Source organism: Pelobacter seleniigenes DSM 18267, assembly GCF_000711225.1.
Taxonomy (GTDB): Bacteria; Desulfobacterota; Desulfuromonadia; order Desulfuromonadales; family Geopsychrobacteraceae; genus Seleniibacterium; species Seleniibacterium seleniigenes.
Genome location: NZ_JOMG01000002.1, coordinates 2,903,712 through 2,930,355, shown reverse-complemented (window position 1 = coordinate 2,930,355; position 26,644 = coordinate 2,903,712). Strand labels below are relative to the sequence as shown.

The following is a 26,644-nucleotide window of genomic DNA, read 5'->3' as shown; positions in this document are numbered from 1 at the left end:
GAAAGAAGTAAATTTTTCTTGAAATTTCTGACTTATCAGCCCCCCCCCCCCGGATCGCCAGGTGGGTTTTTGATGTGCTATTGGTCGTGACATGTAAGAAGATAGGGTTTCCAGATTTTATGATTGAATTATTTGACAGGCTTTGAGTGAAAAGTTATTATGCGCATACAAATGCGCAGGAGGTATTTATGGGGAACACAGCCCGCAAACAATCGGCAAATCTCAGTATCAGAAGCGATCTTCTACAACGGGCCAAACAAAACAAAATTAATCTGTCAAAAACCCTGGAACAAAGTTTGGAACAGATACTAGAAAACCGTGATCGGGAAGAGTGGCTGAAAACCAATCAAGAAGCGATTGAGGCGGCCAATAAATATGTGGATCGCAAGGGCATTTGGAGCGAGGGACTGAGGCAATTCTGATGGCGAAATTTGACATTTACGGCTCACCATCTAGCAGCGTTCCATACCTGATGGATCTTCAGGATGAAATTATAGACATACTTTCTACGAGAGTCGTTGCGCCGTTGGTTGCCGTTGAAGAAGTTTCGAAAAGAATGAAAATTCTCAATCCTGTAATTCGTATTGAAGGAGTTGACTATATCCTCATGACGCACTTGCTGGCGGCTATTCCGGCCTCGACTTTGAAAAATAAAATCAACTCAGCAGTTTTGCAACGCGACGAAATAATAGCTTCACTCGATTTTCTGTTTACCGGAGTTTGACAAGCTGCACACGGGAAATCATCGTAAGCGTTCCGCCAAGCCTCACTTGTTAGACAAATCGTAAATGTCGTAGGCTTAGCTCTATGACACTTACAAAAGAGGTGGCCCCAGTTGACTGAACAGGTCGGCGGCAGAAATAAGGTGGAAAGCCTTCATGGTCATGCCGCCAGTCGGATGGTCGGTCCGGCGTAGCCGGGCCGGGGTTTTTGCCAATATGCCTCATCCGGTGTTCTGTCGTCCAGACTGGAATGGGGGCGCTGGCTGTTGTAACGATCAATCCAGCGGCCGATTCCGGCCCTTGCCTCGCTTCCTGTTTCGAATGCGTTGAGATAGATGCATTCGTATTTGAGAGACCGCCAGAGTCTCTCGATCATGACGCTGTCCATCCAGCGTCCTTTGCCGTCCATCGAGATTTTGATGTCGGCATCCTTCAGTACGCTGGTGAACGCATAGCTGGTAAACTGGCTGCCCTGATCGGTGTTGAAGATCTCGGGCTTGCCATAACGCTGCAATGCCTCTTCAAGGGCGGCAACGCAAAAATCGGCATCCTGGGTATTGGACAGCCGCCAGGAGAGGGGCCTGTAAAGGATTTTGTGTATCTGGCTCACTAAATGTCAAACCGTTCAGATATCAGAACATCAGATTTGGAATGAGACCCCCCCCAATGGGGAATTTGCAAATATAGGTACATTTGAAATATTGATCAGACTTATGCTTTCAGATATAGAATAGTATACTAAAGTAGTGATAGAGTTTTGGAATCATTGACTTGCTTGTTGCAATAAAAACTAAAAAGATCTAACCAAGAGTATCTCTATGAAAATTTTTGGGAAACAAGTTCTTGAAACGGTTGTCGATTGCGTCTGTGACGTTTGTGGAAAAAGCCTCTTTATAGATATTGATGGTGAAAAATTTGAGGAATCTGGAGAACTCAAAGCACAATGGGGTTATGGTTCCAAGGAAGACGGAACCTCCTATCATTTAGATTTATGTGAAGACTGCTTTAAAGTCGCTTTACTCGCATTAAAAGACCATCGAAGAAGTCTGATTATGTTCGATGAAAACCGAGAACTTCCGGACGAGAATTTTGGAATTGATCAATGATGTATATTTCAGGATGAATCTAACTATGGATGCCCCCTCCTGCCACAATCGAAATTGATTGTACCCAAATAACCTCCGACCCTTGCCCCGAAACTGTCCAAATCGTTAAATGTTAAATTTTAAGCTTTTTTTCATTCCCCATCCGAGGAGGGGGCCACGCTACGATAGAATTATTTCACGATCATTGCTCATTTTAGCGACAACTAAGCCTCTCGCTCGGATTGCGCAATCCAAGCGAGTTGACAAAAGGAAACGGATTCATCTCAGACAGAAATATATTGTCAAAGTTAATTCCATGAGACTTTCACAAAGACAGGAGAGTAAAATTGATTGAATATATGGACCACGATAAAAAATTCTCCACGACCACAGGGGTTTCAAAACCAGGAGCAGATATGCATCTAGGGGCAGGTAGAATAGAGATAATCGTCCCCCAATCCTCTTCCGACATCACTAGGGAGAAAGTCTGCACAGAGATAAAAAAACTACTCCTCGATTTTGCTCATTATATCGGTGCGTTCTTTGAGCCAGAGCAGAGTTTCGATTTGACGGAACAAGATCAAGGAAACCCTAACCACCTCAACATCACGACAAAGTTCCGGCCTGACCCATTATTTTACTCTTACCTGACTATCACCCTGAGCTATTTTCAGGAACTTTCGATCCAGTACGGTACAGGATTTAGATCCCCCAAAAACAGTTTCAACATCTATTCGGCAATTGCTGACTTGCGAGAAAGTCCGCTACTTGAATCTGAGGAAATGAAAATTGTTTCAAAGATAAGAAATATTGGAAGTGGACTAAAAAAAACAAAATGCAAAATTGATTTCTGCATTGCAGTGCATGAAAAAATATTCGACCTTGAAAACTTCCGATCACTTGAAAGATTAATCGTTTCAGAAAAATCTGCTTTAGAATTCGATAATTATGAGTTCGAATACGAGCTTTCTACCTTCAGCATGTCCTCAAGCGATCCTTCCGTCGTCATAATCGGAGGCGAAAAATATACTGTCTACTTTAGCGAGTTCTTTATAAAAAATTGCAGTAAATATATTACTGACTATGTTTCAAAAAAAATTAAAGAGAAAGAATATTTACCCAAAAAAAATTGCGAATCATATTTTTTTACTCAAAATTTTAACGCCAATCTTTTAGTTCTCGGCCTTAAAAATGGATCATCATCGACATTCAAAGTAGGAAACTTTAAATTTTCAGTATTATTCCAGAACGATACAACAGAAGATTTAAGAACCTATCTCGTTGGGAAAATAGGCGCAAAAATAAAACTTAGGGATCATTACCTCCCGAAAGAAAAAGGATACTTCTATAAAGGGCACTACAATTTCAATGGATACTACAAAGACAGAGAAACAAACTTTGAGTTCATTTCCTAATAGCAGAAATCAAATTTGACAAAAATACAAAAAGGACCAAAGAATCAGCTTTACTTCCCTTAGGTCCAATCTGCAAGGCAGCCGCACCAAACCTAATACAGTCTATCCCTCCCTTAATCTGACACGCCGTCCCCTGCGACAACTCTACACCGAGTGATTTACTCCACCTACGATAGTCGACATCATCATGATTGTAGCGTGAGCGATGATAGATTGCTTGCGAAAGATCGACCGTGATTCCGATTTTTTCAGACAATCTACGCAATACAGCGACGCGATTTACATCAGTACACTCCAGATAATGTGCATACTCTACATAAGAATCTTTTACATATTGACACATATCCTGATATTTTTTCAGTCTAGCAAGGCTTAACCTTCGGAGTTCCTCGTAGAGATCCTTTACCTCGGTAAGCTCATCCTTCAAACTTTTAGGGATAGTCACCCCACATTCGATCTGTGCGACAGCGAGGGCGACATCAAATTCGGGCAAACCCTTCTCTTTGATTTTACGACCAGGCTTGCGGCGGGGAGTAAAAGCCTTCTCCATCAAAGGATGACTATCGACCGTATCGCTATATGCTGTTAATGCCGAGCAAAGCGGACTTGCCGAAGACTGCCATTGACTGACTCTGGATTTGGATTTGCGCTGATCGGTTAAATTCATCAAAGCTGTGTTCGAAAGTTTTGGAAGATGGGCTGGATGCCGCAGATAGTAGCCCAGCAACCAGTCCGTCAAGTGAAAGTAGGACCGAAATCCTTCTTCGATATCCGCATGCCCCATAAGTGTCGCTGCACCAAACAAAACCTTCCGCCCGGAAGCATCATTCGTGAACAATTGTTCACGAAGCTGACGCCTTGCTTTCGCTGAAAAACACTCACCTTGTAGAAAATGGGGAACAGAGTACATAGGGATATCGTCCCGCAATAGCAACATGAAATACAGTGTATGGAGAAAACTATCGCGGTTGTGGTGCCAGACCACGGATTGATCACTAAGCACCAACTTGATTTCCTGGCGAGCGTTCCCCAAAAGACTGACCTCGCTTACCAGCTTTTCAGAGACTTGCGATATCGTAAACAGGGGCAGGCTCTTCGTTATCCCCGAGGGGGATTCTTTCAGGCGTCGTCTAATCCAGCCCGTAACAAACTCCAACTCGTCCATATCGTGAATCAACAAGCAAAGAGGAACACGCCTAACAGATGATCTTGTTTTGAGCCCTCGATAATCGTTCGGGAAAACATTAACCTCCAAATTCTCCACCAGATGCACGTCCGCCAGGGTCAAGCCATGCAGCTCAGACTTTCGCAGCCCAGTTCTGTAGGCAAGGATGGTTGCCACCAATGTCATAGTTTCAAGGCGTGTAAGACTTTTTTTCCCCCAGCCAAGATTCTGCAAAATTGTCACATACTGCTGCTCGGTAATCAGGTTCACGCTGATGGCACCCGCCGGCGGTTTCCTTCCAGCCTTTCTTGCAGCCCTTATTGCCGTAATATCGATTTCAGGTTCCCCATAGAAATGTTCCAGAAGCCCATGAAACTGCTCGACACGTCCCATCGGTGCACGATCCGTCCCATTTACGTCGAGGGCTTGATCACCACCCTCATCACAATCGGCAAACTCGCGATCTAGTCGCTCATAAAAGGCGACGTATTCAGAGACATCGAACTCAAGAGGATTCTGATCACGACAAATGGCGAGGAGCTTTTCACCGATCAGGTTGATATAGGTGTGCACTGACGAAACAGCCAAAGGCTCGGTCTTTTCTCTTTTTTCTTTTTCGGACTCGCTTTTGTTCAGAAGTTGCCTTGCCCAAACGGCAAGTAATTGCAGGATCGGGCTAAGCTGCTCAGCATTATCACGCAGAAAACTATCAATATCGCCTTGTACTTTTTGTGGATCTTTTTTGTCTTTACCGTTCTTTTCATCAGAAAAGATCATCTTGAATTGTTTGAAATAAGCCTTTTGCTGCTCAGTCACATATTCATTTGGCGTTTTTTCAGGATCGCATTGGGGAAGAGTCCTTCGCTGAATCGGTGTGGATAAGATCTCTCCAGTCAATGACCTTAAAAATATCTGATCTGGCATACTTGCCGATGGTAAATTATTTTCAGCATACGCACAAAGAAACGAGGGAAGTGTTAATGTGTAGTACGGGCGCACAGAAAACAGTAGCCCCCTTAGACTTCGAGAGCATTTCTCACCGATCCGTCCGAGGTAGGCAGAAATCGCATCCCAAACCGATTCTACTGGTTTCCTTTCCTTGTTTTTTGTTTTTTCCTGCCAGCGACAAATTAACAATTGCGTTAACGGATCTGGAAACCAACGCCGGTACGATTCTGGTCGCGATTGCCTCTTGAAGCGATTTTCAGAAGTTTCGTTTTCTTCTACGTTTCCGAAATCAAGATCCAGCCACATCCAGCCCTGATGCTGATAAATTTTTCCGTTCAACAATGCGCTAGGCAGCGACTTAATCCATTTTTCATGCAATAGTCCCCCATAAAGGAATGCACAGAGCGCAATCTGACCAATCTGGATCTGTGGATCAGCGGGAAACGGTCCATCAAGGTCCTTTAAAAAAGCAGCTTCCAACCTCCTGAATCCGCCCATGCGTCTTAGAGCACTTGGGCGAATTCGATTTCTTTCAGTCGGAATGATCCTAGGAACCTGGGGAAAAGAGGTTTGCCACCCAAGGCATTGAACTCCACTTGCCAGAGCAAAATTCAAAAAATGCAATCGCCGATGCTTCTTTTCTGGGTGCAGAGGGGAGGGACATAAATCTTTGATAAAAGCTTCTAACTGCGAGGCTGAAACCTGACAACCAGCCTCACCGTCATACAGCTTGGGAAAATGCTTTTGCAAATGAAACAGCGTCTGAAGCTGCTCTGTGCGAAACACAGACCTCCAGTCTTCAGTTGCTTGCCTCCGTCCTGAAAAAAGTTCCAACCAAAACTTCCCAGGAGGCTTGCAGAATTCAACCGCATGGCAATGGTTAGCCGCAACGCGTTTCTGCTTGTCAGGGACAACCAGATTGAGTTCGCAGCCGACCGGGGTTTGCAACCCCTCGATTGGCACAAAATCAAGTTGATGCAGAAGAGACGGGAGCCACCGCTCCAGTTCCGCCCTAAAATCCACCGGATGAAGAGAAGATGTCCGAACCCATGGTTCTTCACCAGTGTGCCAATGACCAAGAAATGCTTCTAGCACCTCCGTGTCACAACCATTTTCCTGAAGCTCACTTTTCAGGAAATGACGATGAGGGTGCCCCTCGAAGTCATATCCCAACGTTGCAAGTACATCGGCAAACACCTTATAGCCTATATCTAAACGATTACCATCTATAAAGAAAAAATCCACAGCCCCATAGGGGAATTTTTGCAGATTTTTCTCCTGAGAATCAAATATCAGCTTGAGATTTCGAAGATGCTGACCGTAGTTCATCAGCTGTCTAGCACAGACTTTGGGGATCCAGACTAGGCGACTATGTTGATAATCTGCAGTGTCTTTATCCCGAATGCATCCAAACCCGGTTAAGCGATCCCATTCATCAAAATGAATGAAGGGCGTCTTTGCCCTTCGGTGACCAGTTGAAAAACAAACACATAACGCCGTATAGACAGAATATAAGTTGTGAAAGCGGATCAACCCTTGAGGGGAAAAAACATTGCGACGAGCATCAGATATTTCTTTCTGCAGTTTTCGGACAGTCCTTACTATTATGCCTTTAGTCAAACGAAATGGTGTCCCAATATTCAGAGTTGAGCCTGCAGGTTCAACGAGTTGATATGCGGTATCTACACCTGCCAACTGAAGCATCTGGCAACACGACTCCCGGAAAGTTTCGCTCAAAAACTCGGAGTCAAAAGAGGCATAGTGAATTTTAGTTCTGGCCAGGAAATCATCCTTACCCAGAGTCAACGCTGCGGTTGAGATATCGCATTTGGACAAGCGGGAAAGTCGTCTGAAATGATAGTTTCTAATTCGGGACAACGTCAAATGCTTGGCATTTTCCTTGCGTTTAATTGCGCTAACTCTTGCCTGGCATAACTGATCAACCTTTCTGGCAGGCAAGGCAAAGAGTCGCGGTTCAGCGCACAAAGCTGAATTGATCGCCTGCTTGGCACATTCCGGCAAAGGGAGGTCAATGTAATCTTGCTTGCATATTCGATGAACTGAGGTATACGTGGATGTATCTTTGCTGAGCCTAGGTCCGCGCGAAGTAAGGCGTAATTTTCCTGTATCTGTAAAGTACACATTCTTTTCTGCCGATGCAGAATTAACTTGCACCCTCACTATCTCCCTTGATGTCATTCCAGCCCACAGCATTAAATGCAGGTACGCATTAGCGAGAGTGCCGGCAATGTCTGGATGCTGGTTTGCTGTTATCTCACGGAATAGTGAAACCAAATCATATTGTGACAGCTCCGACCAAGAAAACGACAGTCGCTGATTTTCTTTTCCGATTGCTTTACTCGCCTGCACAAGTTGACGAGGAGAGGACCTGCAATACTCATACGTTATATCTCCAGACAGAGATAAGACGTTATAAGCCTTATTGACATTGTCCCCCTTAAAGGGTGCCCACTTGAGATATTTCCAGGCGTTCCATTCATCTTTGAGACCTTTATTTTCATCGCTGAAAAAGTCCGTAACATGATTGTCCTCGTATGGAATCTCCTTGATTTCCGGTCGCCCAACTTTCTTGCACACCCCCCTGCTAAACGAAATTGATTGTTCAATAAATGTCTTGATCTTATTTAGTTCTGGAAAATTTTGGAGATTTTCAACCATCCGCAGATACTGTTCCGGCGTCAAAGACTTTGACGGGAAATTTTCGAGATTGTTTTGAAAATCAGCCGATGCCAATTTCCGAACAGCATCCAAACCTTCCTTCTCGACTTTGCCGTGCGCGAGAATGTATCTCCCGCGCCTCTTTTCTCTCTGAAAACTTAGATATGCAATAAGTGCCTGCGCTTGAAGGCGATGGTAGGCTTTGACATTCGACTTAAGCATAGGTCGGCAGCCAAGCATTGAAAACAACGGTTTTGTTTTTACTAGCAGAGCCAAACTGGTATTTCGGGTAGTTCCAGGGTTCTTGGTGAACCTAAATATTAGGTCATCCATTAAGTGATCAGTTATAGATTTCTTGACCTTGATGAACTCCTGGCAGGTCTCAGCTGGGGACGAAATTACCTCAACAATCCATCTCCAGCGAGGTCCACGAGTTACCTCAATAACGTAGGAGGAGACTACAGAAAATTCCTGAAGGGAAAAGAAGATATGTTGCAGGCCAAGAGGAGCGTCAAGAAACTCAAGCAACTGTCTAAAGCTTTCCGGAACGATCGGGATATTGAGTTGCTCAATATAGTTGATCAGCCTTGCACAATGAGGTGAGTTATCGTATTTCGAACCAGTCTCCACCACAATACTCCACACCGGAGGTCAAAACCGGCCCATCCATAGCATTAAAGATCCATCATTTTAAGACTATTTATTTCCATATATTACATCATGAAAATCCATAATACTCAAATTATTCTCAATTTTACAGTAGTTTTTATCATTATACGTCTAGTTATGGATTTCATAAAAACCGGCCTGTCACGCCGGGTCGCGGGTTCAAGTCCCGTCAGCCCCGCCATTATATCAAGCACTTAGCCTTCATTGGCTGAGTGCTTTTTTCGTATTTGGTAGTCGAATAATTTTATGTGCTGCGAATGCGGCATTCCAGGAAAAACCCACGAAATTGTATCCGTGGGTTTTTCTTGTTTTATTGACAGTGCAATTGAGTCCTTCTAGCGCCACCCCAGTTTGCAAAACAGGAGCCCGGAAGCTCTGTTGACAAGACCAGCTCTCGGCAAAAACGGAAATACCGTTTTTTTACGAACGCCGATTGCGTTTAGAAGTCTTGATATCTCCGGGTTAGGCCTCAGGGCCAACCCCTGCTGGAGTGACTTAACGGCTGACGCACGGTTCCCCGCAATGAGGTAGAGTCGGGCCGCGGCGAGACAAACATCCGAGTTTTCAGGCTGGCTTTGTTTTGCCTCAAGGCATAGAAGTAGCCCCTTCACGTACTGTTTTTTTTCAACCGCCAGGCAGTAACCAAACCAAGCTTTCGCCTCTGGCGACTGATCGTCGTTAGCAGCACTATTTAATAGTTTGAGCCCGAGAAAAGTATTCCCCAGCTTGACTTGAGCAATTCCTTCCTGGGTCTGGTACGTTTGCGTTGATGGCATACATATCCTCCTGCAAATCTTGATAACCATCTTCCCAGGCTAATTCATCTGAATTAGCGCTATTCACCATAGGTTTTTGACCTTAAAAAGATCGCCTCACTTTAAACCTAGCAATTCATGTGCCGGGGGGAAATCAAGGGATTCTAAGAGAGTGAAGGGTTGAAAAGCTGCGTGAAATGCGGCAGAGAAAACCATCAGGAAAAATGAAATCCATAAAATATCCCACCACATTTAACAGTGCCGTTAGATATGATGGCTTCTGCTGACGGAATTTTCCTCCGTCCTTATTTAATTTCTCGGGGTTCCCCCCTGCTGAACGGCCCCTGTATCCACCGCAACCAAAAGTGACATTAGGCACGCTTGTTGCTCTATTAATATGTGTTCAGGCTGGTTTCACAGGCAAAAGGATGGGCCGTGTCAGCAATTATAGTGGAGAAGCTAAAGTTGTGGACTCTTTTCTTAGCTTTCAAAACACTCTCAAATCAGTGACAATTGGGGGCGTTCTATGGCTGGGCTGATCAAACTGGAGAAAAGAAACTCTTGGCGAGCAGCACCCCGGCTGCTGCAAATATTGAAGGTCCTTGCCCGGCACAAGTTCCTCGGAGTATTGCGCGGCATATCATATTGTCCGTCTCCGAGAGAGGTGAGAGAAGCCTTCCAGGAGTTGGGACTGACCTATCTCAAGCTCGGCCAGGTCCTGGCCTTGCGTCGTGACCTGCTACCGGATGCCTACATTCAGGAACTGGAACTGCTTCACGACCAGCTGCCAGCGCTTGGTATTGATGCCATACGCGTCACTATCGAAGCCGAACTAGGTGCGCCAATGGCGGAGATCTTCGCCACCTTCAATGAAATCCCTATTGCTGCTGCCACAATCGCCCAGGTACACGAAGCGACCTTACTGAATGGACGGCGCGTGGCGGTAAAGGTTCAAAGGCCTGAACTGGACGCAATAATCGCCACCGACATGAGAGCGCTCACATCTCTGGTTGCATTTGGGGAACGATTCTATCCTTCGTTAGTATCCTTCGACTTGCCGCTGTTGGTCCAGGAATTCTCCGCCAGCCTGAACCGCGAAACTGATTTTCGTCGCGAAGCACGGTCCATCACTCTTTTCCGAATTGCTCTGGCCGATGTCACAGACCTCTGGATACCGAAGGTGTTCAGGAAATGGTCGAGCGCCAAAGTTCTCACCATGGAGTTTTCCGACGGGGAACCGGTGAACTGCTATGCCCAAAAGCACCCAGATGAAATGCCACGCCTAATTAACACCTTGGTTCGATTGATGCTGCAAACGATCTTTGAAGACGGGCTATTCCACGCCGACCCGCATCCCGGCAATGTCTTTGTCCTCCCTGATGGTCACCTCTCTCTGCTTGATTTCGGCATGGTCGGAGAACTAGATGTCGCGATGCGTGAATCGCTGAAACTCCTTCTTGAGGCGATCGTCAAGAACGACGCACTTGGCGCCAAACGAGCCTATTTGGAAATGGCACCGCGTGGGCGCGAAGAGGTCAACCGTGGGGCGCTGTTGCTAGACATCAAGGCCGTTCTACAGGAACTTCACCGTGGGAAATTGGCTGATGTTTGTGTTGGCGATGTTCTTGACTCCCTGATCCGAGCAGGAAGCCAGCACGGGGTTCACAACCCCGGCGAGTTTTTTCTGCTTACCCGAGCCTTCGTCATCCTCGAAGCGATGATTCGTCAACTTGATCCCAAACATAATTACCTGGAATCGTTTCGTGACCAGATCACGCGCCTGAGCGAGCAGCAATTTTCCATTGAGAGGATCAAGGAGAAAACAGGCACCCTGGCTCGCGATCTGGAACGCCTGGTCAGTGAAGCTCCTGGGGATACGCGCCGTATGCTTCGTCGCATTGCCGACGGTGATCTGGGGCGGATCCAGACTCCGGCCATGGAAGCTTTGGGCAGACGTGTCGGCCGCAATCTTGAACGGCTAACTGGTGCCATAGTTTCTGCCGCACTGATCATCGGCGGTGCCTTGTTGGTAGATGCACCGATCCTCGGCTGGCATCATTACCTTGGTGAAGTCATAATTTACGTTGGTATTTTCGGTGCTTTTTTGGTTGCTGTCGGAGCCTGGCGGCGCGACGGCAAGCAGAGTCGCGGTGAGTTTAAACAATAGAATACGCTTCCTACGATTGGAATCGGCCTTGATTTACTATTCGCTCTAATGTAGCGAAAAATGGTTCAGTAGAAATATCCTAAGTCCGAAATAATATTTCATCCGAATGAAACCCATTTCAGACGACAATTCGGCTAGAGCCACCCAACTACTTAGTGTCCATCCGGAAAACTCGGATTTCCAGATAGTGAGATTACAGTCTCCGGCGAAGAAGGCTCAGTATTGTGTCGCCCAGTCTCGTGAAATGGCTTCTGAAATATACTAGCAGCATCGTCACTGGGAGCGCTATATTGGCAAGACAGGAGAGTATGGCATCTGACTGGCGAAATGAGTATGTAATGAAAATTATTTATAAGTTTATTCCTAAACAATTTTCCATGTTAACTCGTCAAATTGCGACTGAAGCCGATTCTGTGGGAGGTGTGAACGAGTGAGGTTCATTCTGTATTTCAAGAAATTGACCATTAAACAGACGGTTTTGTTCTCTTTGCTGCTGCTTGTTGCCATAGGCATCTATCTTCACCTGAGCAAAGAGAGAGACGTGTACGATATCGTCCAAGGCAAGAAGCATTACGGTACGCTCTTACTCAGTTGCGAAATAGAAGGACTGCCCATCTTTATTGATGAGCAGCAGGTCGGCGTGACTCGAAAAGAGGTGCAGACATTCAAGCTGCCGGTGCGGGGCGTCTACGGCACCGCCGATCATGAGGTTGTGGTGCGTCAAGAGGTTGATGCCGAGCGTGAATATTATTTTTGTGAGCGCTTTTCCTTCAACCGCTATATCGATGTGGAAAAGAAACCAGTCAAACAAATCGTTCTCTCTCTTTCGCCACCGGAGGACCATACCTTTCCACCCATCCAGCAGGCTCTTGATCTGCGTCTTAAACCGGACCTCCTGGCCCGCAAGACAGGGCTTGTTCGGGATGTAAAACTCAAGCATAACAGGGCGTGGAATATGACCGAGGATGAGAGCTGCCTGTATGTGCTCACCCGTGCCGAAAAGGATCTGAATCGCCCCAGCGAGCGTGAACCGGTTGAAGGGGAATATGTTGAAGTCTATGACAAAAAGACGCTGGCTTTTATCGGCGAACAGCAGCTGCAACCGATCTTCGTTTATGACAGCTTCGATACCTATAATTCAATCGCCGTCGATGACGACACTATCTATATCGGCAACAGGGTGGCACAGTTGCTGCGTCTGGAAAAACAGAGCCTTAAGCCCAAAAGAGCTGCCCCCGAAGAAATTGATGGTTGGATATCAGGACTGAGCAGATTCCAGGATTACCTGATTGCCTATGGCGAAGGAGACCGGATCACGGTCTTTAAAAACGATGAACTTCTGTATGTTATTGATGAGAAAAAACATTATCCGGACAACATCGAGCAGATTCACGATTACGACGACTATAACCGGATTAATAATGTCTTTATCCATAAGGGGCTCCTGTATGCCACCAATTTTCGTGGTTTTATCAATGTCTATGCCCTTGAGGACGGCCGTTTTGTCAAGCAGATCAATACCATCAAGTATGAAGAAGAATGGAACTATGTGGTGGGGCGCAACATCGAAGCGGCCGGAGTTTATCAGGAGCGTTATCTTTATTTTTCCATCGATCTTGCAGGCCTGTTGATTCTGGACAGCCAGACCGGGGCTGTTTCTCAGATACCCACGTTATTCCCCCACGAAAAGGAGTACAGCGAGCTTTTTCATGAAGAGCTTGATGTCACCAAACAAACGGACATCTACAAAATGGTTTTTTACCGCCATTTTCTGCTCTTCAGCGAAGTGAATGCGCGTAACGAATTCCTCTACGCCTACGATCTGGAGAGCAGAAAAATCGTGCATACCTTCAAGGGGCATCGGGGCGACATCACTGAGCTGTTTTTGCACGGAAACCATTTAACCGGCCTCAGCAGTGAGGGGAGGTTGTACCGGTGGGATTTGTCTGTCCTGGAACAGCCGCTGGCTGCTGAATAATGAGCTTTCTTTCCAGTCGGTGTTCATAAATTTGCGGCGTTGCAGCAGGTCGGTAATGGAAAGTCGGCTCCTACTGTGGGGTGGAGATTTTGTCTGGGTGCCCCTTCATAGCTGATTGGTTTGATTGTGGTGCAATCAGTTGAGTTCTTCAGGGCGAACACAGGACACCCTGCCATCTCTCAAGAAAAGGAAGAGTTCATACTGATCCGGAAAGCCATGACCAGGTGGAACGCACGCCGCAGCACAGCATGTTCCGGATTCCGCTACTCTACTGGATCCCGATCATCATCCTCCTGAGTCTCTGAGGTATCTTGCCAACATTGGTTATCTTTATCAAAATACCTCCTCGCAAAATCTGTGGCTTGGCGACTGTAAAAAATAGAACATTGTCTTCTCTGGATGGATAAGATGGTTTTTGCGGAAACTAGCAAATCTTCCCCAGGAAAAGACAATGTTGATAAAGACTTTACGGAAAGAGGTGGCATCAGAGATGCCGTGCTTACGACAGAGGTCTTTGACTTTAACGCCAGCCTCCCCTCTTTAAGAATGGCGACAATCTAGTTCTCAGTAAAAAGTGTCTTTTTCAGCCTCCTGGCAGTATTTTGCCAGGAGGTTCTACTTTTTGGCATGTCAACCTACCAGGAAAGCTTACGTAGATTTTAGAGACAAAATGTTCGTACAGACAGATATGACTCAAAATCAAGTATTTTTGAAAAATATGTCTGAACGGATAAATTCCTTGACGGAGCAGCGATTTTGGAGAAAAATTCCCGTACGGACAAATTTCACAGGATACGGGGATCGTTATGACAGAAAGAAGTAAAAGTGCAGATTCCTCATGGGGAAAAGTTTCGACAGTTGAGGATATCGGTCATCTTGTGCGAGCCAAAAGAAAGCAGCTTGGGGTGCTACAGGAAGAAGCCGCCGGGCTCTCCGGAGTGGGAACAAAGTTTCTGTCCCAGTTGGAAAACGGGAAGGAAACTGCCGAAATCGGCAGGGTGTTGCAAGTGCTGAAATCGATGGGTTTGGAACTGTATATCTACCCTCGCGCTGCCAAACCGTTCAAGGATTGACATAAGATGGCCGCCCTTGTTGTCTATCTGAATCGGGAACCTGTTGGCTGGTTGATGCAGGTCGGAGGAGGAGGATTATCGTTTCTTTATCAACCCGAATATTTGCACAATACTGCTGCTTTGCCGCTGTCGCGTCATTTGCCGTTGCAGGCAGAAGCTTTCGATAATGCTCCAAGCCGGGCATTCTTTGAAAACCTGCTTCCGGAAGGAAGTATTAGAATTCAGCTGGCTCGCAGGCTGGGGATTTCCGCGGAAAATGTCTTCGCACTGCTAACCGAGTTGGGTGGTGACTGTGCCGGGGCCGTGAGACTGCTTCCGGAAGGAGAGCACCTGGAAACAGCCGGGCATTATCGGCCGATCTGCGTCGATGAGTTGGCGGCAGAACTGGACAATCTACCGAATCACCCGTTTCTGGCGGATGAAGATGGCGTACGCTTGTCTCTGGCCGGGGCGCAAAATAAGTTGCCGGTGTATTTTGATGGGATTAATTTTTTTATCCCCGCAGGAGATGCACCGTCCTCTCATATTTTAAAGACGCCGATCGACCACTTAGAAAACAGCGTCCTCAACGAGGCCTTCTTCATGAACTTGGCAGCTCGCGCCGGTCTGAGAGTGCCAAGCGCGACAGTTGTTGAAATAGGCGGAAGGCAGTTCTATCTGGTGGAGCGCTATGATCGGAAGATGGCTAAAGATGGCATACTTCGGCTGCACCAGGAGGACTTCTGCCAGGCCCTCGGCGTGGAGTCAGCGTTTAAATACGAAAAGGAAGGTGGCCCCGGATTTGCCGATTGTTTCAAGCTGCTGCGCGGCTGGTCGGATGAACCGCTGGTCGATGTTGGCGATCTATTGCGTTGGGCTTTGTTCAATTTTCTGATCGGCAATGCCGACGCCCATGGCAAGAATATTTCGTTTCTATATGCGGACGGTGTTGTCCGGTTGGCGCCTTTTTATGATCTGCTCTCCACCGCCGTGTATGAGCCGCAAGTCAACAACAAGTTCGCTATGCGTATGGGTGGCCAAAAAGATCCGCGATATCTAGCGGCGGACAATATGGAAAAATTTTCCGCCGAGATTGGTGTCGGCCTTCGTGTGGTGAAACGGGAACTGAAGGCTCTTGCCAAAAAGGTGGAGGATGCTGCGCTGGAGTTGGCTGAAGAGTATCGACAACGATATGCTGATCCAGCGATTATTGGACGAATCGATCAGGTACTCCGGCAAAGAAGAAGCAAGGTTCAAGGCCTGTTTTGAAGGGATATTTGGAATATCACACAGTAAGAACACCTCTCGGCTTGACGGTTGACCTAGTGTCCCGTACGGTTAGTTCTCTATCCCAATTCCGATCATTTTTGCCGCTGTCTACGTTCTGCCTTCTCGGCTTAGCCCAAACTAGGCCTGCGGCGGCACGCCTTGACAGCAACAAAAATGACTCAAAATTAATTCAAATAACTAACCAAACGGGACACTAGCTTGTTGTCATCCGGAAACTCTGGATGACAATCATTAAGTTTTCAGATTGGAAACGAGCAGTTTTCCGTTGTGGCAAGGAAATCAAGGGCTTGCGCGGTGGCGTATACCGATACGCGGCACAAGGAAGTCCGTAGATTGACGCCACTACAACGGAAAAGAGCCGTTTCCGGATAAAAACTAGCTTATTTTCGTCACAAACCCAGAGGTCACCACTGACAATGTACTTGTCCTGAACAACATAAAAAACTACAATACCGCAGAGCTTACCGTAGTAGCCCCACTCAGCGCACCCCTGAATCCATGCGGAAACAAAGGGCTTTTTCATTTTTACTATCTGAAATCAGATGGTTGAATAAATTGATTATGAAGAAATATGTTCCGGATCATCGTCAACATGACAGGATCTGAACTTCTCCTTATCAATACTGTCGACTTGAGAGGGTAGTTATGGAAGATTTCATAATCGGTGTGGGCGCTGCCGCGATTTCAGGATTAACGTTCATCGCCTATCAACATCCGGAATTATTTGAAAAAGAGTTCTCGGCTAAAATCGCTTACATCTCCATTGGCGTCATCTTGGCGGCCATTTTTCATGATACCGGCGTTTCTTCCGCGCAACATGAGCTGTATCCCTTCTTCAAGGATGGCGTAGGCCCGGCCGTAAAAGCAGCTTTGGAAAAAGCGAAAACCAATGACTACATCTACCTGGCTTCTTTAGGCGCGTTGTTTTACGGCATGTTCCTGTCATGGCTTGCCAAGCATATGAAAACAGAAAATCGCCAAGACAGCCATTAGCTTTCGTCCCTACCATCTCGTCATTATCATGACCGCAAACTGTCTTTAATGAGCCTACCAATGAATATTGCAGCTGCAAAAAAATCAGATCATCAGCAGCTACTGGACATTTGGGAATCATCTGTCCGGGCAACCCATGACTTTCTGGTCGAGGAGGATCTTATCGAGCTTAAGCAGCTGATTCTTGAGTAGCACTTCAATGCTGTCGATTTGAGGTGTGCTAATGACAATCAAGGCAAGCTCTGGTCAATCTCGCTCCCCTCTTTCATGCTGTTGACGCACCTGCGGGACTTTCACATATACCCAAAGCGCATAAAGAAAAACTATCATTGCGTTCAAAATAAGTGCCCTAGGCTCTCCCCAATACTCAGCCTCCCAACCAATCAACAAAGAGCCTAACGGCGTCAGTCCGAAGATGCAAAAGGTGTAAAGACTAATAACTCTTCCACGATATTCGTCGGCGATCAGTGTCTGGATTAATGTATTCAACAGGTTAAACGTAATCATGTTTGCCCAACCAATGCCAACCATCAAGGTCAACGACATTGGCAAATAACGCAAAAAAGCAAAAGCCAGAAGTATCAAAGGAAAGAGGAAGGTTCCCCAGGTCAGCAATAGACCTTTGAGTTGAAACCGCCCAAGAGCAGCAATCATCAGTGCTCCAGACAGCGCACCTAACCCTCGAGCTGAAAGTAACCAGCCGTTGGTGACGGCATCCCCTCCGAGGACTCTAACCGCCCAGGCAGGAATCAAGGTCATATAAACGGTTCCAAAAAGGCAAAAAACGGCAACAAGACTTAGCAGTGTGCGGATAATTTCATTGGACAGGGCGTAGTGAAAACCTGCCTTTAGATCATCCAGAGGATCAGAGGTATTTTCTTTGGGAACAAATGGTCTCAAATGCATGGCGTTTAATGCGAAGATGACGGCAAGAAAACTCAATCCATTTAGCGCAAAACACCACGCAGGTCCCAGCGTCACATAAACCAGGCCCGCTGCTGCCGGCCCAATCAGGACACCAAGGTTAAACAGCATCGAATTAAAAGCCAAAGCGTTGCCAATATCTTTCCGATCAACCAGTTCTAGAACAAAGGATAATCTGGCAGGAGCATCAAAAGCAGTGGCAACGCCCAGCATTAAGGCGAGAAGAATAATGTGCCAGGGCTGGACAATATGTAAAAAAGTGAGGCAGGCCAGTACCAAGGCCAAGATCATCATTGCAATCTGGGTAATGATGATGAGTTTACGCCGTGGCAATCGATCGGCATAGACCCCGCCGAAGAACATGAGAAGAAAAGAGGGCACACCGATGGCAAAAGCCACATACCCTAGATAGGCTGCAGAGTTGGTGAGTTCGAAAACCAAAAATCCCTGTGCCGCCGTCTGCATCCAGGTGCCGACCAGGGAAACTAATTGGCCAATAAACCAGAGACGGTAATTTCGATATTTGAGGGCGGCAAACATTGAACGAAAATTCAGTGTGGGCAGATATCTACCTCCAATGCAACAAGCAATCAATCAAAATTTTCTGCTCTCATATGAGGGAAGTCCATCAATGGGTCTCTTGGTAAATTTAAAATTGGTTTAGTACCAACCGTAGTACCAGGTAGATACTAAACCAATATAGCAATGCTGAACTTTAAAGGTGGGGCCTGATGGAACTAGATTACCTGCTCTGCTCGTACAGCCAACCCTTCTCTGTTAACAATTCGGTTTTGATCCACTTCCTCGCCTTCAACAACCTGAATAATGCCCATAACAGCTGCAACAGAGACACGTACATCAGCTTCAGCGGTACTGGTACCGACATGCGGGGAAACAACAACATTATCAAGGCTCCAGAAAGGATGATCTGCCGGTGGGGGTTCTACGGCAAACACATCAAGTCCGGCAGCGGTCACTTTTCCTGACTTCAGTGCGGCTTCCAATGCTGGTTCATCAACGACCCCACCCCTGGCGGTATTGATGATAAACACACCATCCTTCATCATAGCGATACTGTCTGCGTTGATCATTTTAGCGGTTTCATTGGTCAGAGGACAGTGCATGGTGACGATGTCGGCTTTTTTGACCAGATCTTCAAAAGAGGTTTCCCGGATAACTCCGTACTCTTCAAAAATAGAGTCGTCAAGATAAGGGTCATAGGCATGCACTTCAAGCTCAAGACCTTTGGCGATTTTTGATACAGCACGACCGATCTGCCCCAAGCCAACAATACAGAGGACCTTGCCGGAGACTTCAGTACTCAGGTGCTGAGGCTTGACCCATTGACCACCACGCAGAGAGGTATCAAGCATCAAAGTCTTTTTGATGGTTGCCATCATCAGGGTAATCGCATGCTCCGCAACCGATTTTGCGTTGGCACCAAGAGCATTCAATACCGGCAGGCCGCGCTTAGTAGCGGCATCGATATCGATATTGTCAACACCAGCTCCGAATTTTGACAAGACCTTTAACGATTTACCGGCATTTATAACGGCATCGTTAATCTGCCCAAGACGCACCAGGATACCGACCGGATCGGTTTCTTCTACCAGTTTGACCAGATCTTCCGGTGCCGTATAGGGGGGAGTAAAAACGGCCTCATAGCCACGCTGCTCAAGCACCTCAATGGCTTTGGGATTGAGCTTATGGCTCGTGATCAGAATCTTGTTACTGCTCATATTTCGTCTCCTTCATTTAAAACACCATATTTAATAAGTGTAGGAATCAACCAGGGAGCCGAGATCCCGTCCAGTGGCGCGTCCTTAATGGCCTGCATGCGGATGTTTTCGGCATCCACTTTTGCCTGCGCTCCCTGAATAGCAACCTGTACATCTGCAGCCGGGATGATAATAACCCCATCAGCATCACCAATGACCATATCGCCGGGATTTACAGCAACGCCACCGCAACAGGTTGGCATATTGACTTGTCCCGGTCCTTCTTTTCCGCCCCCCATGGGGTTAATGCCACGAGCGTAAATCGGCAGACCTGATTCCATCAGTTCAATGCTGTCTCTGACGGCACCATCTATAATGATTCCACCCAGTTTTTTTCTAACCGCGGTACTGCACAGAAGGTCGCCAAAGACACCATTACTCAGGCAGCCTTGTGCATTGACAACCAGAACATCACCTTCCTGGGCAATCCGTATGGCCGCATGAATCATCAGGTTATCGGCCGGATGAGTTTCTACTGTGATGGCGGAACCGAACATCTTCAATCTGGAATTCAACGGTTTGATCCCGGCATCCATAATCGCCCGTCGTCCGTAACCGTCACCGATAAGGGCGACCGGGTACTCTGCGAGCTTTTTTAAATCATCAAGATTGCCACGCTCAATATCTTTGACCAGGCAAAACCCTGGTTTTCCGTAAATCTTTGCTCCCATATTTCATGCTCCCTGTTACCCGAAGGGTGATAAACCCTTTACGATGGTTTGAAACGTTCGTCGTCTTTTTGAATAATTTTAAATTGTATGAAAAATATACAAACAATTATACTTATTTAAAAGCGATATAAATTAATATTAACTTTAGTTTTTCTTATGTTGTTACTTATTCTATCTGCCATGATGGAGGTTTTCCCAATTCTCTCGAACGCATACTATTTAAATATGATTAATCAATAAGGAACGGTACAGAAGCGCGCATCGCAATTTCCCGCAACAGCGCAACCAGTGAACCGGGCAAGGGAATTCCTGTTTTGAGGCGCTGTTCATAGGTATCAAACTCGGGGTCCCCTGCAACAAGAACCGGCTGAGCCGGATCAACAGGGTCGACACCATGCAAATAGTCCAAAAGGCAGCCCACCTGATCCTCAAACCGCCCATCCAGGCGAAAACATTCTGGATTGATCGCAAGAAAAAAATGGCCAATATTGTCTGGTTCACCCTTGCTAAGCGAGCGATCCTGAAACGGCGAGAAACCACCGCCGCTTAAGGTTGAACTTAAAATCTGAACCATCATCGCCAGTCCATATCCCTTGTGCCCGCCGTGTTGGCGGTCACCACCAAGAGGAGCGAGGCCGGCTCTTTTCTCCTTGTTCAGCAGCATGTCCCGCGCCTCATGGGCATCGGTCACAAAGCGCCCGGTATCATCACACACCCAGCCAGAGGGTAACGTCCGGTTACACAGGTCAAAAACTTTCACCTTATTGGAGGCAACGACACTGGTTGACATATCCAGCAAAAAAGGTCTGCCAGTGCTAGCCGGAGCGGCAAAAGCAATCGGATTGGTCCCCAGTACCGGCTTGCGGGAAAACGTCGGGGTCACGAAAACACCACGAGCAGAGCTGGTGACCAAACCGATCAGACCGGCATCAGCCGCCATTTTTGCGTAGATTCCGGCAGCGCCGAAATGATGGGAATTAAACACAGAAACAGCAGCAAGCCCGGCTTCCCGGCACTTTTGGATGGCTAAAGACATCCCCTTCTGGGCCGCCAGATGACCAAGACCAGCATCACCATCCAACAACGCAGTAACCGCTGACTCCTTAACCACATGAGGCTTGGCAACCGGATTGACGGTTCCACTGCTAAGCATTTTTTCGTAAAGCATCAGCATTGAAACACCATGGGAATCGATCCCGTAGGTATCCGTTTCAATCATGACCTCTGCAGAGGCCGCTACCTGCTCAGCAGACATGCCCCAGGCGCTCATGATCGAGACGATCTGCTGCTTCAGAAGAGTTCGATCGACATACTCCATTTCCTTCTGATCTAATGAATCCATACTGGGTTATTCTCCAATGGCGCCGGAATACATGGTCTTACCTGGATAATCCATGTGATACCTAAGAATCGATCCTGTGTCAGATTCGGTGATGTACAAGGTTTGATTATTCTTGCCACCAAATGCGCAGTTGGTTGTCCCAAGCCCTTCCGGCGCCCTGATGCCATAAATGGGCCGGCCCAGAACATCGAATACCCAGACGGTACCAAGACCGGCATGACAGACAAACAAACGGCCGGATGCGTCGATCGCTAAACCATCCGGACCCGACCGACCACCAGATAACTGGACAAACAGACCGACCTTGCTGGTCCCCGATTTGCGTATTGGTATCCGCCAGATTGCATTCGCCCTGGTGACGGCGAGGAGCAGGTTTTTCTCTTCAACATCAAGAACCAGACCATTAGGACTTGGGGCACAATCGATGAGACAATCCAGCTGGTCATTTTTTTCATTCCAGCGGAATACGCGTCCGGAAGGGTCGGATAAACCCGTCTGCCCCTGATCGGTAAAATAAAGGCAGCCATCAGCGGCGAAATGCAGGTCATTACACCCCTTAAAGCCTTCTGAGTTATAGCCCTTTAAAACCGGTTGAACCGTCCCCTTTTCAGGATCCACAAGCATGATCCCATTCTTGTAGTCAGCAACAAAAATGCGGCCATCTTCATGAATTTTCAGGCCATTTGGCCAACCATCATACTCACAGATCAGGGTGAACTTGCCCGTTGGATCAATTTTAAAAATACGGCCAAAAGGGATATCAACAACATAAAGGTTACCCTGTTTATCAAAGGAGGGGCCTTCGAGAAAGCAGTCAACACCGGCCCGGTTGTAACGAGACCATTCGTTATCAAGACCGGGCCGTCTGAATTCGTCAGGAAGCCGGCAGAAGACTTCGGCTGTGCACATTTCTGGTGGTGGGTAAAGTGACATAATAAATACCTCAATTTATCATCAGGCGCGGGAACCAGAGGGCCAGATCAGGAAAGAAGATCAACAGGAAAACGAAGGCAACAATGATCAGGTAGAACGGTAAAACACCCAGCACAACTTCTTCGATGGATATCTCTTCCCAGGTACTGGCAACAACAAACAGAATGACTCCCAAAGGCGGTGTCAGTTGTCCAAGTTCCACAAGAATCACGATGTAGACACCGAACCAGATAGGATCAATACCGTAAGCTACCAGGGTCGGGTACAGGATCGGAACGGTGATGGCAATCATCCCCAGCCCTTCCATAAAACAGCCAAGAACCCCGTAAAAAACCAAGGCGCCGAACAAAAACTGATACTGAGAGAGGCCCAGAGCCTGAAACCAGTCAACCAGATCTTCTCCGACACCGGAACGTGCTGTCGCATAAGCAAAAATCATCGATACAAAGACAATAAACAGAACGTTCCCACTCAGCACAAGAGTCCGCCTTAAAGCGGTTTTCATGATTTCAAAAGTAAAGCTTTTGTACATCCGGGCGATGATAATCGCACCAAAGGTTCCAATGGCACCCGCCTCTGTGGGCGTAGCAATACCCCCATAAATACTACCGAGAACAATAATGATAAGAATCAGTAGCGGAAGAATATCGAATAAGCACTGACGATAATTGACCTTCTCGTCAGAGACGCTCATATGAGCAGGTGCCAGTTCGGGCTGCAGAAAAGCCCTGATAGCAATGTAAGCCATGTACAGCAGCATCAAGACGATACCGGGAACAACGCCGGCCATGAACAACTGGGCAATGGACGTATCGGTAAACATCGAGTAAACGATAAAGGTGATGCTCGGAGGAATGAGAATCCCCAGGGTTCCCCCTGCCGCCAGAGATCCGGCTGCAAGTTTACGATTATAGCCTTTCTTCCCTAATTCCGGCAGCGCCACGGTCCCCATGGCCGCAGCAGTTGGGGCACTTCCTCCTGAAACGGCGGCAAACAATCCACAACCAACAACGTTGGTATGGAGCAACCCGCCAGGCAGTTTTCTGATCAGTGGCGATATCCCGCTGTAAAGCCTGGTGCTCAGACCACTGCCCAATAAGATCTCGGCCATAAAGACGAATAATGGGATAGCCGACAGAGTATAACTTTCAGCGGACCCCCAGCTGACAATCCCCAGCGCCTTCAGACCACCCACCCCCTGGATCAGGTAGATATAAATGACAGCGGAAACCCCTACGGCCATCTGAATCCACAGGCCACTGAAGATAAGAGCAATGAGGAGTCCCATAACAATTGCGATTTCCATGATGAGCTACTCCTCGACCTCAGTGGCAATGTTCTGTGATTTGGCTGCGCATAAACGAAGCCGCGCAAAATCAAGAATAAAAACAGCCAGAATGATCAACCCTGCGGGAATAATCAGTTGGGGAATATACAGGGGGGTTTCCAGTTTACTCTGCGAGATGGTACCCCGTACGAAGGAGCTCGAAATCAGGAAAAATGCGTAATAGATGAGAACGCCACATAATGCCAAAGACAAAACGGCGTGTAAAATGTCCAAGAGCTTACGACTTGTCCCGGATAGCTTTGCATAAAACATTTCCACTTTGAACAGAGCCTTATTCCTGAACGTGACACAGACCCCGAAAAAAGTTATAAGGACAACCAGATAGGACACCAACTCGTCAACAAAACCGAAAGAAAAACCGATGGTCGAGCGTAACAAAACTTCAAGAACAACCAGGCAGACCATAACCACGACCGCCACGGAAGCAACCATTTCGACAATATTATAGAGTGTTTGAACTGCCCCTCTATCTGACTGAGGCGGCATTTTAGGTGCTGACATATTTTCATTCCTTGGGTACAAATTCTAGCGCTGAACCAATCTCTTAAAAACCGGGTCCATTCAAGAGGCGCAAGAATGGACCTGGGTAAAATCGTTATTTACCGATTGCAGCACGCACGGCAGCAAGAGCCTCAACAGCCTTAGGCCCTTTCCCTTCAGCCCACTGGGACCAGACTTTTACCATCGCCTTCTCAGCCGAAGCGATGTCAGCAGGATCCGCATTGATAATCTTCATCCCTTTGGCAGCTTGGATCTTTTTCTGGGCTTGCTCATCGACAACAAAATTTTCAGTAATTTGTGGACCGGCAACGGCACAGGCTTTGATCAGTGCCTGCTGATTTTCCTTGGAGAGCCGCTCAAAAGCGTCCCGATTGGCGATCAGAACAGAGCTGCCATAATTCATGGCCAGCCGGTAGTTGGTCTTGAGAAATTCATTCCACTTCTTGGCACCACCGGCGCTGGCGGTAATAACGCCGTCAACAACCCCACGTTGCAAAGCCTGCGGAACTTCTGCGCCCCCCATAGTTACTGCAGAACCACCGAAATGTTCAATCAGGGCAGCTTGTTCCGGAGATGTCACGCGCATCTTCTTCCCAAACAGGTCTTTTGCTGTATTCAGGTCAAATGTTGTAAAAATGGTCTGTTCCGGGTAACGATAGAGCCCCAGGTAAACCAGTCCCTGAGCTTCAAAAGCCTCTTTCAGGTAAGGCTCCATGACTTTGATCGCTTTTTGCCACTCATCTTCAGTTCTGATCAACATGGGCAGAGATAACACACCACCGATTGGTACATTGCCAAGGTAGAAATAATCGGAGGCCATATCCACAATGCCGTCAGCAACAGCCTGAGTGATATTGGCCGCCTTGATGTGCAGGGTGCCTCCAAGATTGAGAGTAATTTTGAAGTTCCCTGCCGTTGCCTTTTCAATGGATGAAATCATCTCATTAAGTCCTGTTCCTGCTGCAGAGTTGGCAACAGACACATAAGTATAGGCGGTCCAACGATCTTTGGCGAAAACCGGATTGGCAACAAAGGCAAGAGTTAACATGACTAACAAGAAAACTGACATTCTCCTAAAAAGCTTCATACGACCTCCCGATGTTGTATTTTAAAACATTTTTATAAAGTTATTAGAGACGATAAAGCACAAATATACTTAACAGCAAGCAAATAAATTTGACTTTAGAGTAAGATTTCCTAAATATGAAATTTAAACTACTTTTGATGACCGAAGGAGATTGTTATGAACTTAAGACAACTAAGAACACTTATCGCAGTAGCTGAACATGGCAACCTTGCCAAAGCCGCAGAAGCAATTGCCTTGACTCCATCAGCGGTCAGTCAGCAGATGACAACCCTCGAAGACGAAGTCGGTGTCGCTCTTTTTGATAGGACAACACGCCCTCCTACATTGACGTATCAAGGGCAGCAACTGCTGGATGCAGCCACTGTCATTAACCAAACGGCAGAAAACGTTTTAAGTGCAATTCGGGGGAAAAACATGGCTGGAGCCTTTAGCATTGGAGCAGTACGGAGCAGCGCTTTCGGAAGCCTGCCGAAAGCGATAGCCCAACTGAAACAGGAATACCCGATGCTAAAAATCAATCTGCGAATGGGAAAAACAGATGATCTCATTTTTGATGTTGGAGCTGGACGCCTTGATGCAGCTATTGTAGCAGAGCCTCAAGTGCTTCCTCCAAAATTGATTTTTACACCATATATAGAAGATCCTCTATTAGTTATCACCCAGCCTTCTCCTGTTAGTACGGACCCAATTGAACTCCTGGCTACACAAGAATACATTCACTTTTTCAGTAACGTCCCTCTCGCCCGACAAATTGACTCAGAATTGAGAAAACGCAATATCACTATCAAATCGACTATTCGGATAGATAGTATTTTTGGAATTATACAGTGTGTCATCAATGGATTGGGAGTCTCAGTGGTCCCCTATACATCTATCACTCAACCATTTTCGGTAAATGTCTGTTCGCTACCATTTGGGGAACCACCAATTATTCGTCGTATAGGAATTGTGCAGGTGGAACCCTCTCCAAAAAGTCTCTTAATCGATACACTTCACGACAAATTAGCCCAACTAAGCAGCCCTTATGGAAAATTCCGACACAATTCAAATATTAAATAGCGATAAAAACCCTATACCTAGGCTGCTGCTCAGTCCATCAGGCTTGCCTGCACCATCTTTATTGACAGCAGGGGGATGCCGGT

20 protein-coding genes and 3 pseudogenes are annotated in these 26,644 nt (G+C 46.9%); 11 read left to right on the top strand and 12 right to left on the bottom strand.

All coding sequences use genetic code 11. The features are described from left to right. The first annotated feature begins 188 nt into the window (after window positions 1-188). Both N909_RS0116210 and N909_RS0116205 read left to right on the top strand, forming a co-directional pair. Entirely contained in the window at window positions 189-422 is a 234-nt protein-coding gene (locus N909_RS0116210) for a type II toxin-antitoxin system CcdA family antitoxin (protein WP_029917000.1), read from the top strand. Then, a complete protein-coding gene (locus N909_RS0116205) occupies window positions 422-724 on the top strand; it encodes a CcdB family protein (RefSeq protein WP_029916998.1) in 303 nt (100 codons plus the stop codon). The genes N909_RS0116210 and N909_RS0116205 overlap by 1 nt, the downstream gene beginning before the upstream one ends. A 158-nt stretch (window positions 725-882) precedes the next feature. Here N909_RS0116205 and N909_RS0116200 read toward each other — a convergent pair. Next, window positions 883-1,305, bottom strand: a pseudogene (locus tag N909_RS0116200) (transposase); the annotation flags it as partial. Between the two features lie 235 nt (window positions 1,306-1,540). On the opposite strand from N909_RS0116200, the gene N909_RS0116195 reads away from it, so the two are divergent. Together N909_RS0116195 and N909_RS0116190 are read left to right on the top strand one after the other, a co-directional pair. After that, on the top strand, window positions 1,541-1,828 hold the full coding sequence (locus N909_RS0116195; RefSeq protein ID WP_029916993.1) for a hypothetical protein: 288 nt from the start codon (window positions 1,541-1,543) through the stop codon (window positions 1,826-1,828). A gap of 326 nt (window positions 1,829-2,154) precedes the next feature. Further along, complete coding sequence (locus N909_RS0116190; protein ID WP_155005961.1) at window positions 2,155-3,222, top strand: hypothetical protein; 1,068 nt, start codon at window positions 2,155-2,157, stop codon at window positions 3,220-3,222. Here the strand turns inward: N909_RS0116190 and N909_RS0116185 are convergent. Beyond that, a complete protein-coding gene (locus tag N909_RS0116185; RefSeq protein ID WP_029916989.1) occupies window positions 3,212-8,644 on the bottom strand; it encodes a site-specific integrase in 5,433 nt (1,810 codons plus the stop codon). The genes N909_RS0116190 and N909_RS0116185 overlap by 11 nt on opposite strands. Before the next feature lie 374 nt (window positions 8,645-9,018). Next, entirely contained in the window at window positions 9,019-9,459 is a 441-nt protein-coding gene (locus tag N909_RS24795; protein WP_051689831.1) for a tetratricopeptide repeat protein, read from the bottom strand. Between the two features lie 505 nt (window positions 9,460-9,964). Between N909_RS24795 and N909_RS0116175 the strand changes: the two genes are divergently transcribed. Next, on the top strand, window positions 9,965-11,605 hold the full coding sequence (locus tag N909_RS0116175; RefSeq protein WP_084167737.1) for an ABC1 kinase family protein: 1,641 nt from the start codon (window positions 9,965-9,967) through the stop codon (window positions 11,603-11,605). A 430-nt stretch (window positions 11,606-12,035) separates the two neighbouring features. Beyond that, window positions 12,036-13,583: a hypothetical protein gene (locus N909_RS0116165; RefSeq protein ID WP_029916984.1), complete on the top strand. Its 1,548-nt coding sequence runs from the start codon at window positions 12,036-12,038 to the stop codon at window positions 13,581-13,583. Between the two features lie 471 nt (window positions 13,584-14,054). On the opposite strand, the pseudogene N909_RS25765 reads toward N909_RS0116165, so the two are convergent. Next, window positions 14,055-14,140 (bottom strand): annotated as a pseudogene (locus tag N909_RS25765) (transposase); the annotation flags it as partial. Window positions 14,141-14,389: 249 nt separating this feature from the next. Between N909_RS25765 and N909_RS23950 the strand changes: the two are divergent. The 4 genes and pseudogenes from N909_RS23950 to N909_RS26385 all read left to right on the top strand — a co-directional run. Continuing rightward, the gene (locus tag N909_RS23950; RefSeq protein WP_029916982.1) at window positions 14,390-14,656 is read left to right on the top strand and encodes a helix-turn-helix transcriptional regulator; all 267 of its coding nucleotides are present in this window, start codon (window positions 14,390-14,392) and stop codon (window positions 14,654-14,656) included. A gap of 6 nt (window positions 14,657-14,662) precedes the next feature. Then, entirely contained in the window at window positions 14,663-15,904 is a 1,242-nt protein-coding gene (locus N909_RS0116150; protein ID WP_029916980.1) for a type II toxin-antitoxin system HipA family toxin, read from the top strand. A gap of 666 nt (window positions 15,905-16,570) precedes the next feature. Next, window positions 16,571-16,918, top strand: a complete 348-nt coding sequence (locus tag N909_RS0116145; protein WP_029916978.1) for a hypothetical protein — start codon at window positions 16,571-16,573, stop codon at window positions 16,916-16,918. A gap of 60 nt (window positions 16,919-16,978) precedes the next feature. Beyond that, window positions 16,979-17,107 (top strand): annotated as a pseudogene (locus N909_RS26385) (GNAT family N-acetyltransferase); the annotation flags it as partial. A 57-nt stretch (window positions 17,108-17,164) separates the two neighbouring features. Here the strand turns inward: N909_RS26385 and N909_RS0116135 are convergent. The 8 genes from N909_RS0116135 to dctP form a co-directional block, all read right to left on the bottom strand. Beyond that, window positions 17,165-18,382: an MFS transporter gene (locus N909_RS0116135; RefSeq protein WP_051689830.1), complete on the bottom strand. Its 1,218-nt coding sequence runs from the start codon at window positions 18,380-18,382 to the stop codon at window positions 17,165-17,167. Window positions 18,383-18,579: 197 nt separating this feature from the next. After that, the gene (locus N909_RS0116130; RefSeq protein ID WP_029916975.1) at window positions 18,580-19,581 is read right to left on the bottom strand and encodes a hydroxyacid dehydrogenase; all 1,002 of its coding nucleotides are present in this window, start codon (window positions 19,579-19,581) and stop codon (window positions 18,580-18,582) included. Continuing rightward, window positions 19,578-20,291, bottom strand: coding sequence for an RraA family protein (locus N909_RS0116125; protein ID WP_051689829.1), 714 nt, complete (start codon window positions 20,289-20,291; stop codon window positions 19,578-19,580). The genes N909_RS0116130 and N909_RS0116125 overlap by 4 nt, the downstream gene beginning before the upstream one ends. Before the next feature lie 229 nt (window positions 20,292-20,520). Beyond that, window positions 20,521-21,633 carry an Ldh family oxidoreductase gene (locus N909_RS0116120; RefSeq protein ID WP_211253966.1) on the bottom strand — a complete coding sequence of 371 codons (1,113 nt, stop codon included), beginning with the start codon at window positions 21,631-21,633 and terminating at the stop codon, window positions 20,521-20,523. Between the two features lie 6 nt (window positions 21,634-21,639). After that, window positions 21,640-22,566, bottom strand: a complete 927-nt coding sequence (locus N909_RS0116115; RefSeq protein ID WP_029916970.1) for an SMP-30/gluconolactonase/LRE family protein — start codon at window positions 22,564-22,566, stop codon at window positions 21,640-21,642. A gap of 10 nt (window positions 22,567-22,576) precedes the next feature. Beyond that, on the bottom strand, window positions 22,577-23,872 hold the full coding sequence (locus N909_RS0116110; protein ID WP_029916967.1) for a TRAP transporter large permease: 1,296 nt from the start codon (window positions 23,870-23,872) through the stop codon (window positions 22,577-22,579). A gap of 6 nt (window positions 23,873-23,878) precedes the next feature. Further along, on the bottom strand, window positions 23,879-24,415 hold the full coding sequence (locus tag N909_RS0116105; protein ID WP_029916965.1) for a TRAP transporter small permease: 537 nt from the start codon (window positions 24,413-24,415) through the stop codon (window positions 23,879-23,881). Window positions 24,416-24,509: 94 nt separating this feature from the next. Further along, window positions 24,510-25,502: a TRAP transporter substrate-binding protein DctP gene (gene dctP / locus N909_RS0116100; RefSeq protein ID WP_211253965.1), complete on the bottom strand. Its 993-nt coding sequence runs from the start codon at window positions 25,500-25,502 to the stop codon at window positions 24,510-24,512. Window positions 25,503-25,658: 156 nt separating this feature from the next. Here dctP and N909_RS0116095 point away from each other — a divergent pair, with 156 nt between their 5' ends. After that, window positions 25,659-26,561 (top strand): LysR substrate-binding domain-containing protein, encoded by a 903-nt coding sequence (locus tag N909_RS0116095; RefSeq protein WP_029916962.1) that lies wholly within the window; start codon window positions 25,659-25,661, stop codon window positions 26,559-26,561. Window positions 26,562-26,644: the final 83 nt, after the last annotated feature.

Excerpts from the sequence above, each read along its gene's own strand:
- N909_RS0116205 (WP_029916998.1), top strand. The coding sequence starts at position 422 with ATGGCGAAATTTGACATTTACGGCTCACCATCTAGCAGCGTTCCATAC.
- N909_RS23950 (WP_029916982.1), top strand. The coding sequence starts at position 14,390 with ATGACAGAAAGAAGTAAAAGTGCAGATTCCTCATGGGGAAAAGTTTCG.
- N909_RS0116145 (WP_029916978.1), top strand. The coding sequence starts at position 16,571 with ATGGAAGATTTCATAATCGGTGTGGGCGCTGCCGCGATTTCAGGATTA.
- N909_RS0116115 (WP_029916970.1), bottom strand. The coding sequence starts at position 22,566 with ATGTCACTTTACCCACCACCAGAAATGTGCACAGCCGAAGTCTTCTGC.
- dctP (WP_211253965.1), bottom strand. The coding sequence starts at position 25,502 with ATGAAGCTTTTTAGGAGAATGTCAGTTTTCTTGTTAGTCATGTTAACT.
- N909_RS0116095 (WP_029916962.1), top strand. The coding sequence starts at position 25,659 with ATGAACTTAAGACAACTAAGAACACTTATCGCAGTAGCTGAACATGGC.
- N909_RS0116130 (WP_029916975.1), bottom strand. The coding sequence starts at position 19,581 with ATGAGCAGTAACAAGATTCTGATCACGAGCCATAAGCTCAATCCCAAA.
- N909_RS0116175 (WP_084167737.1), top strand. The coding sequence starts at position 9,965 with ATGGCTGGGCTGATCAAACTGGAGAAAAGAAACTCTTGGCGAGCAGCA.
- N909_RS0116110 (WP_029916967.1), bottom strand. The coding sequence starts at position 23,872 with ATGGAAATCGCAATTGTTATGGGACTCCTCATTGCTCTTATCTTCAGT.
- N909_RS0116195 (WP_029916993.1), top strand. The coding sequence starts at position 1,541 with ATGAAAATTTTTGGGAAACAAGTTCTTGAAACGGTTGTCGATTGCGTC.
- N909_RS0116135 (WP_051689830.1), bottom strand. The coding sequence starts at position 18,382 with ATGTTTGCCGCCCTCAAATATCGAAATTACCGTCTCTGGTTTATTGGC.
- N909_RS0116120 (WP_211253966.1), bottom strand. The coding sequence starts at position 21,633 with ATGGATTCATTAGATCAGAAGGAAATGGAGTATGTCGATCGAACTCTT.
- N909_RS0116150 (WP_029916980.1), top strand. The coding sequence starts at position 14,663 with ATGGCCGCCCTTGTTGTCTATCTGAATCGGGAACCTGTTGGCTGGTTG.
- N909_RS0116210 (WP_029917000.1), top strand. The coding sequence starts at position 189 with ATGGGGAACACAGCCCGCAAACAATCGGCAAATCTCAGTATCAGAAGC.
- N909_RS0116105 (WP_029916965.1), bottom strand. The coding sequence starts at position 24,415 with ATGTCAGCACCTAAAATGCCGCCTCAGTCAGATAGAGGGGCAGTTCAA.
- N909_RS24795 (WP_051689831.1), bottom strand. The coding sequence starts at position 9,459 with ATGCCATCAACGCAAACGTACCAGACCCAGGAAGGAATTGCTCAAGTC.
- N909_RS0116125 (WP_051689829.1), bottom strand. The coding sequence starts at position 20,291 with ATGGGAGCAAAGATTTACGGAAAACCAGGGTTTTGCCTGGTCAAAGAT.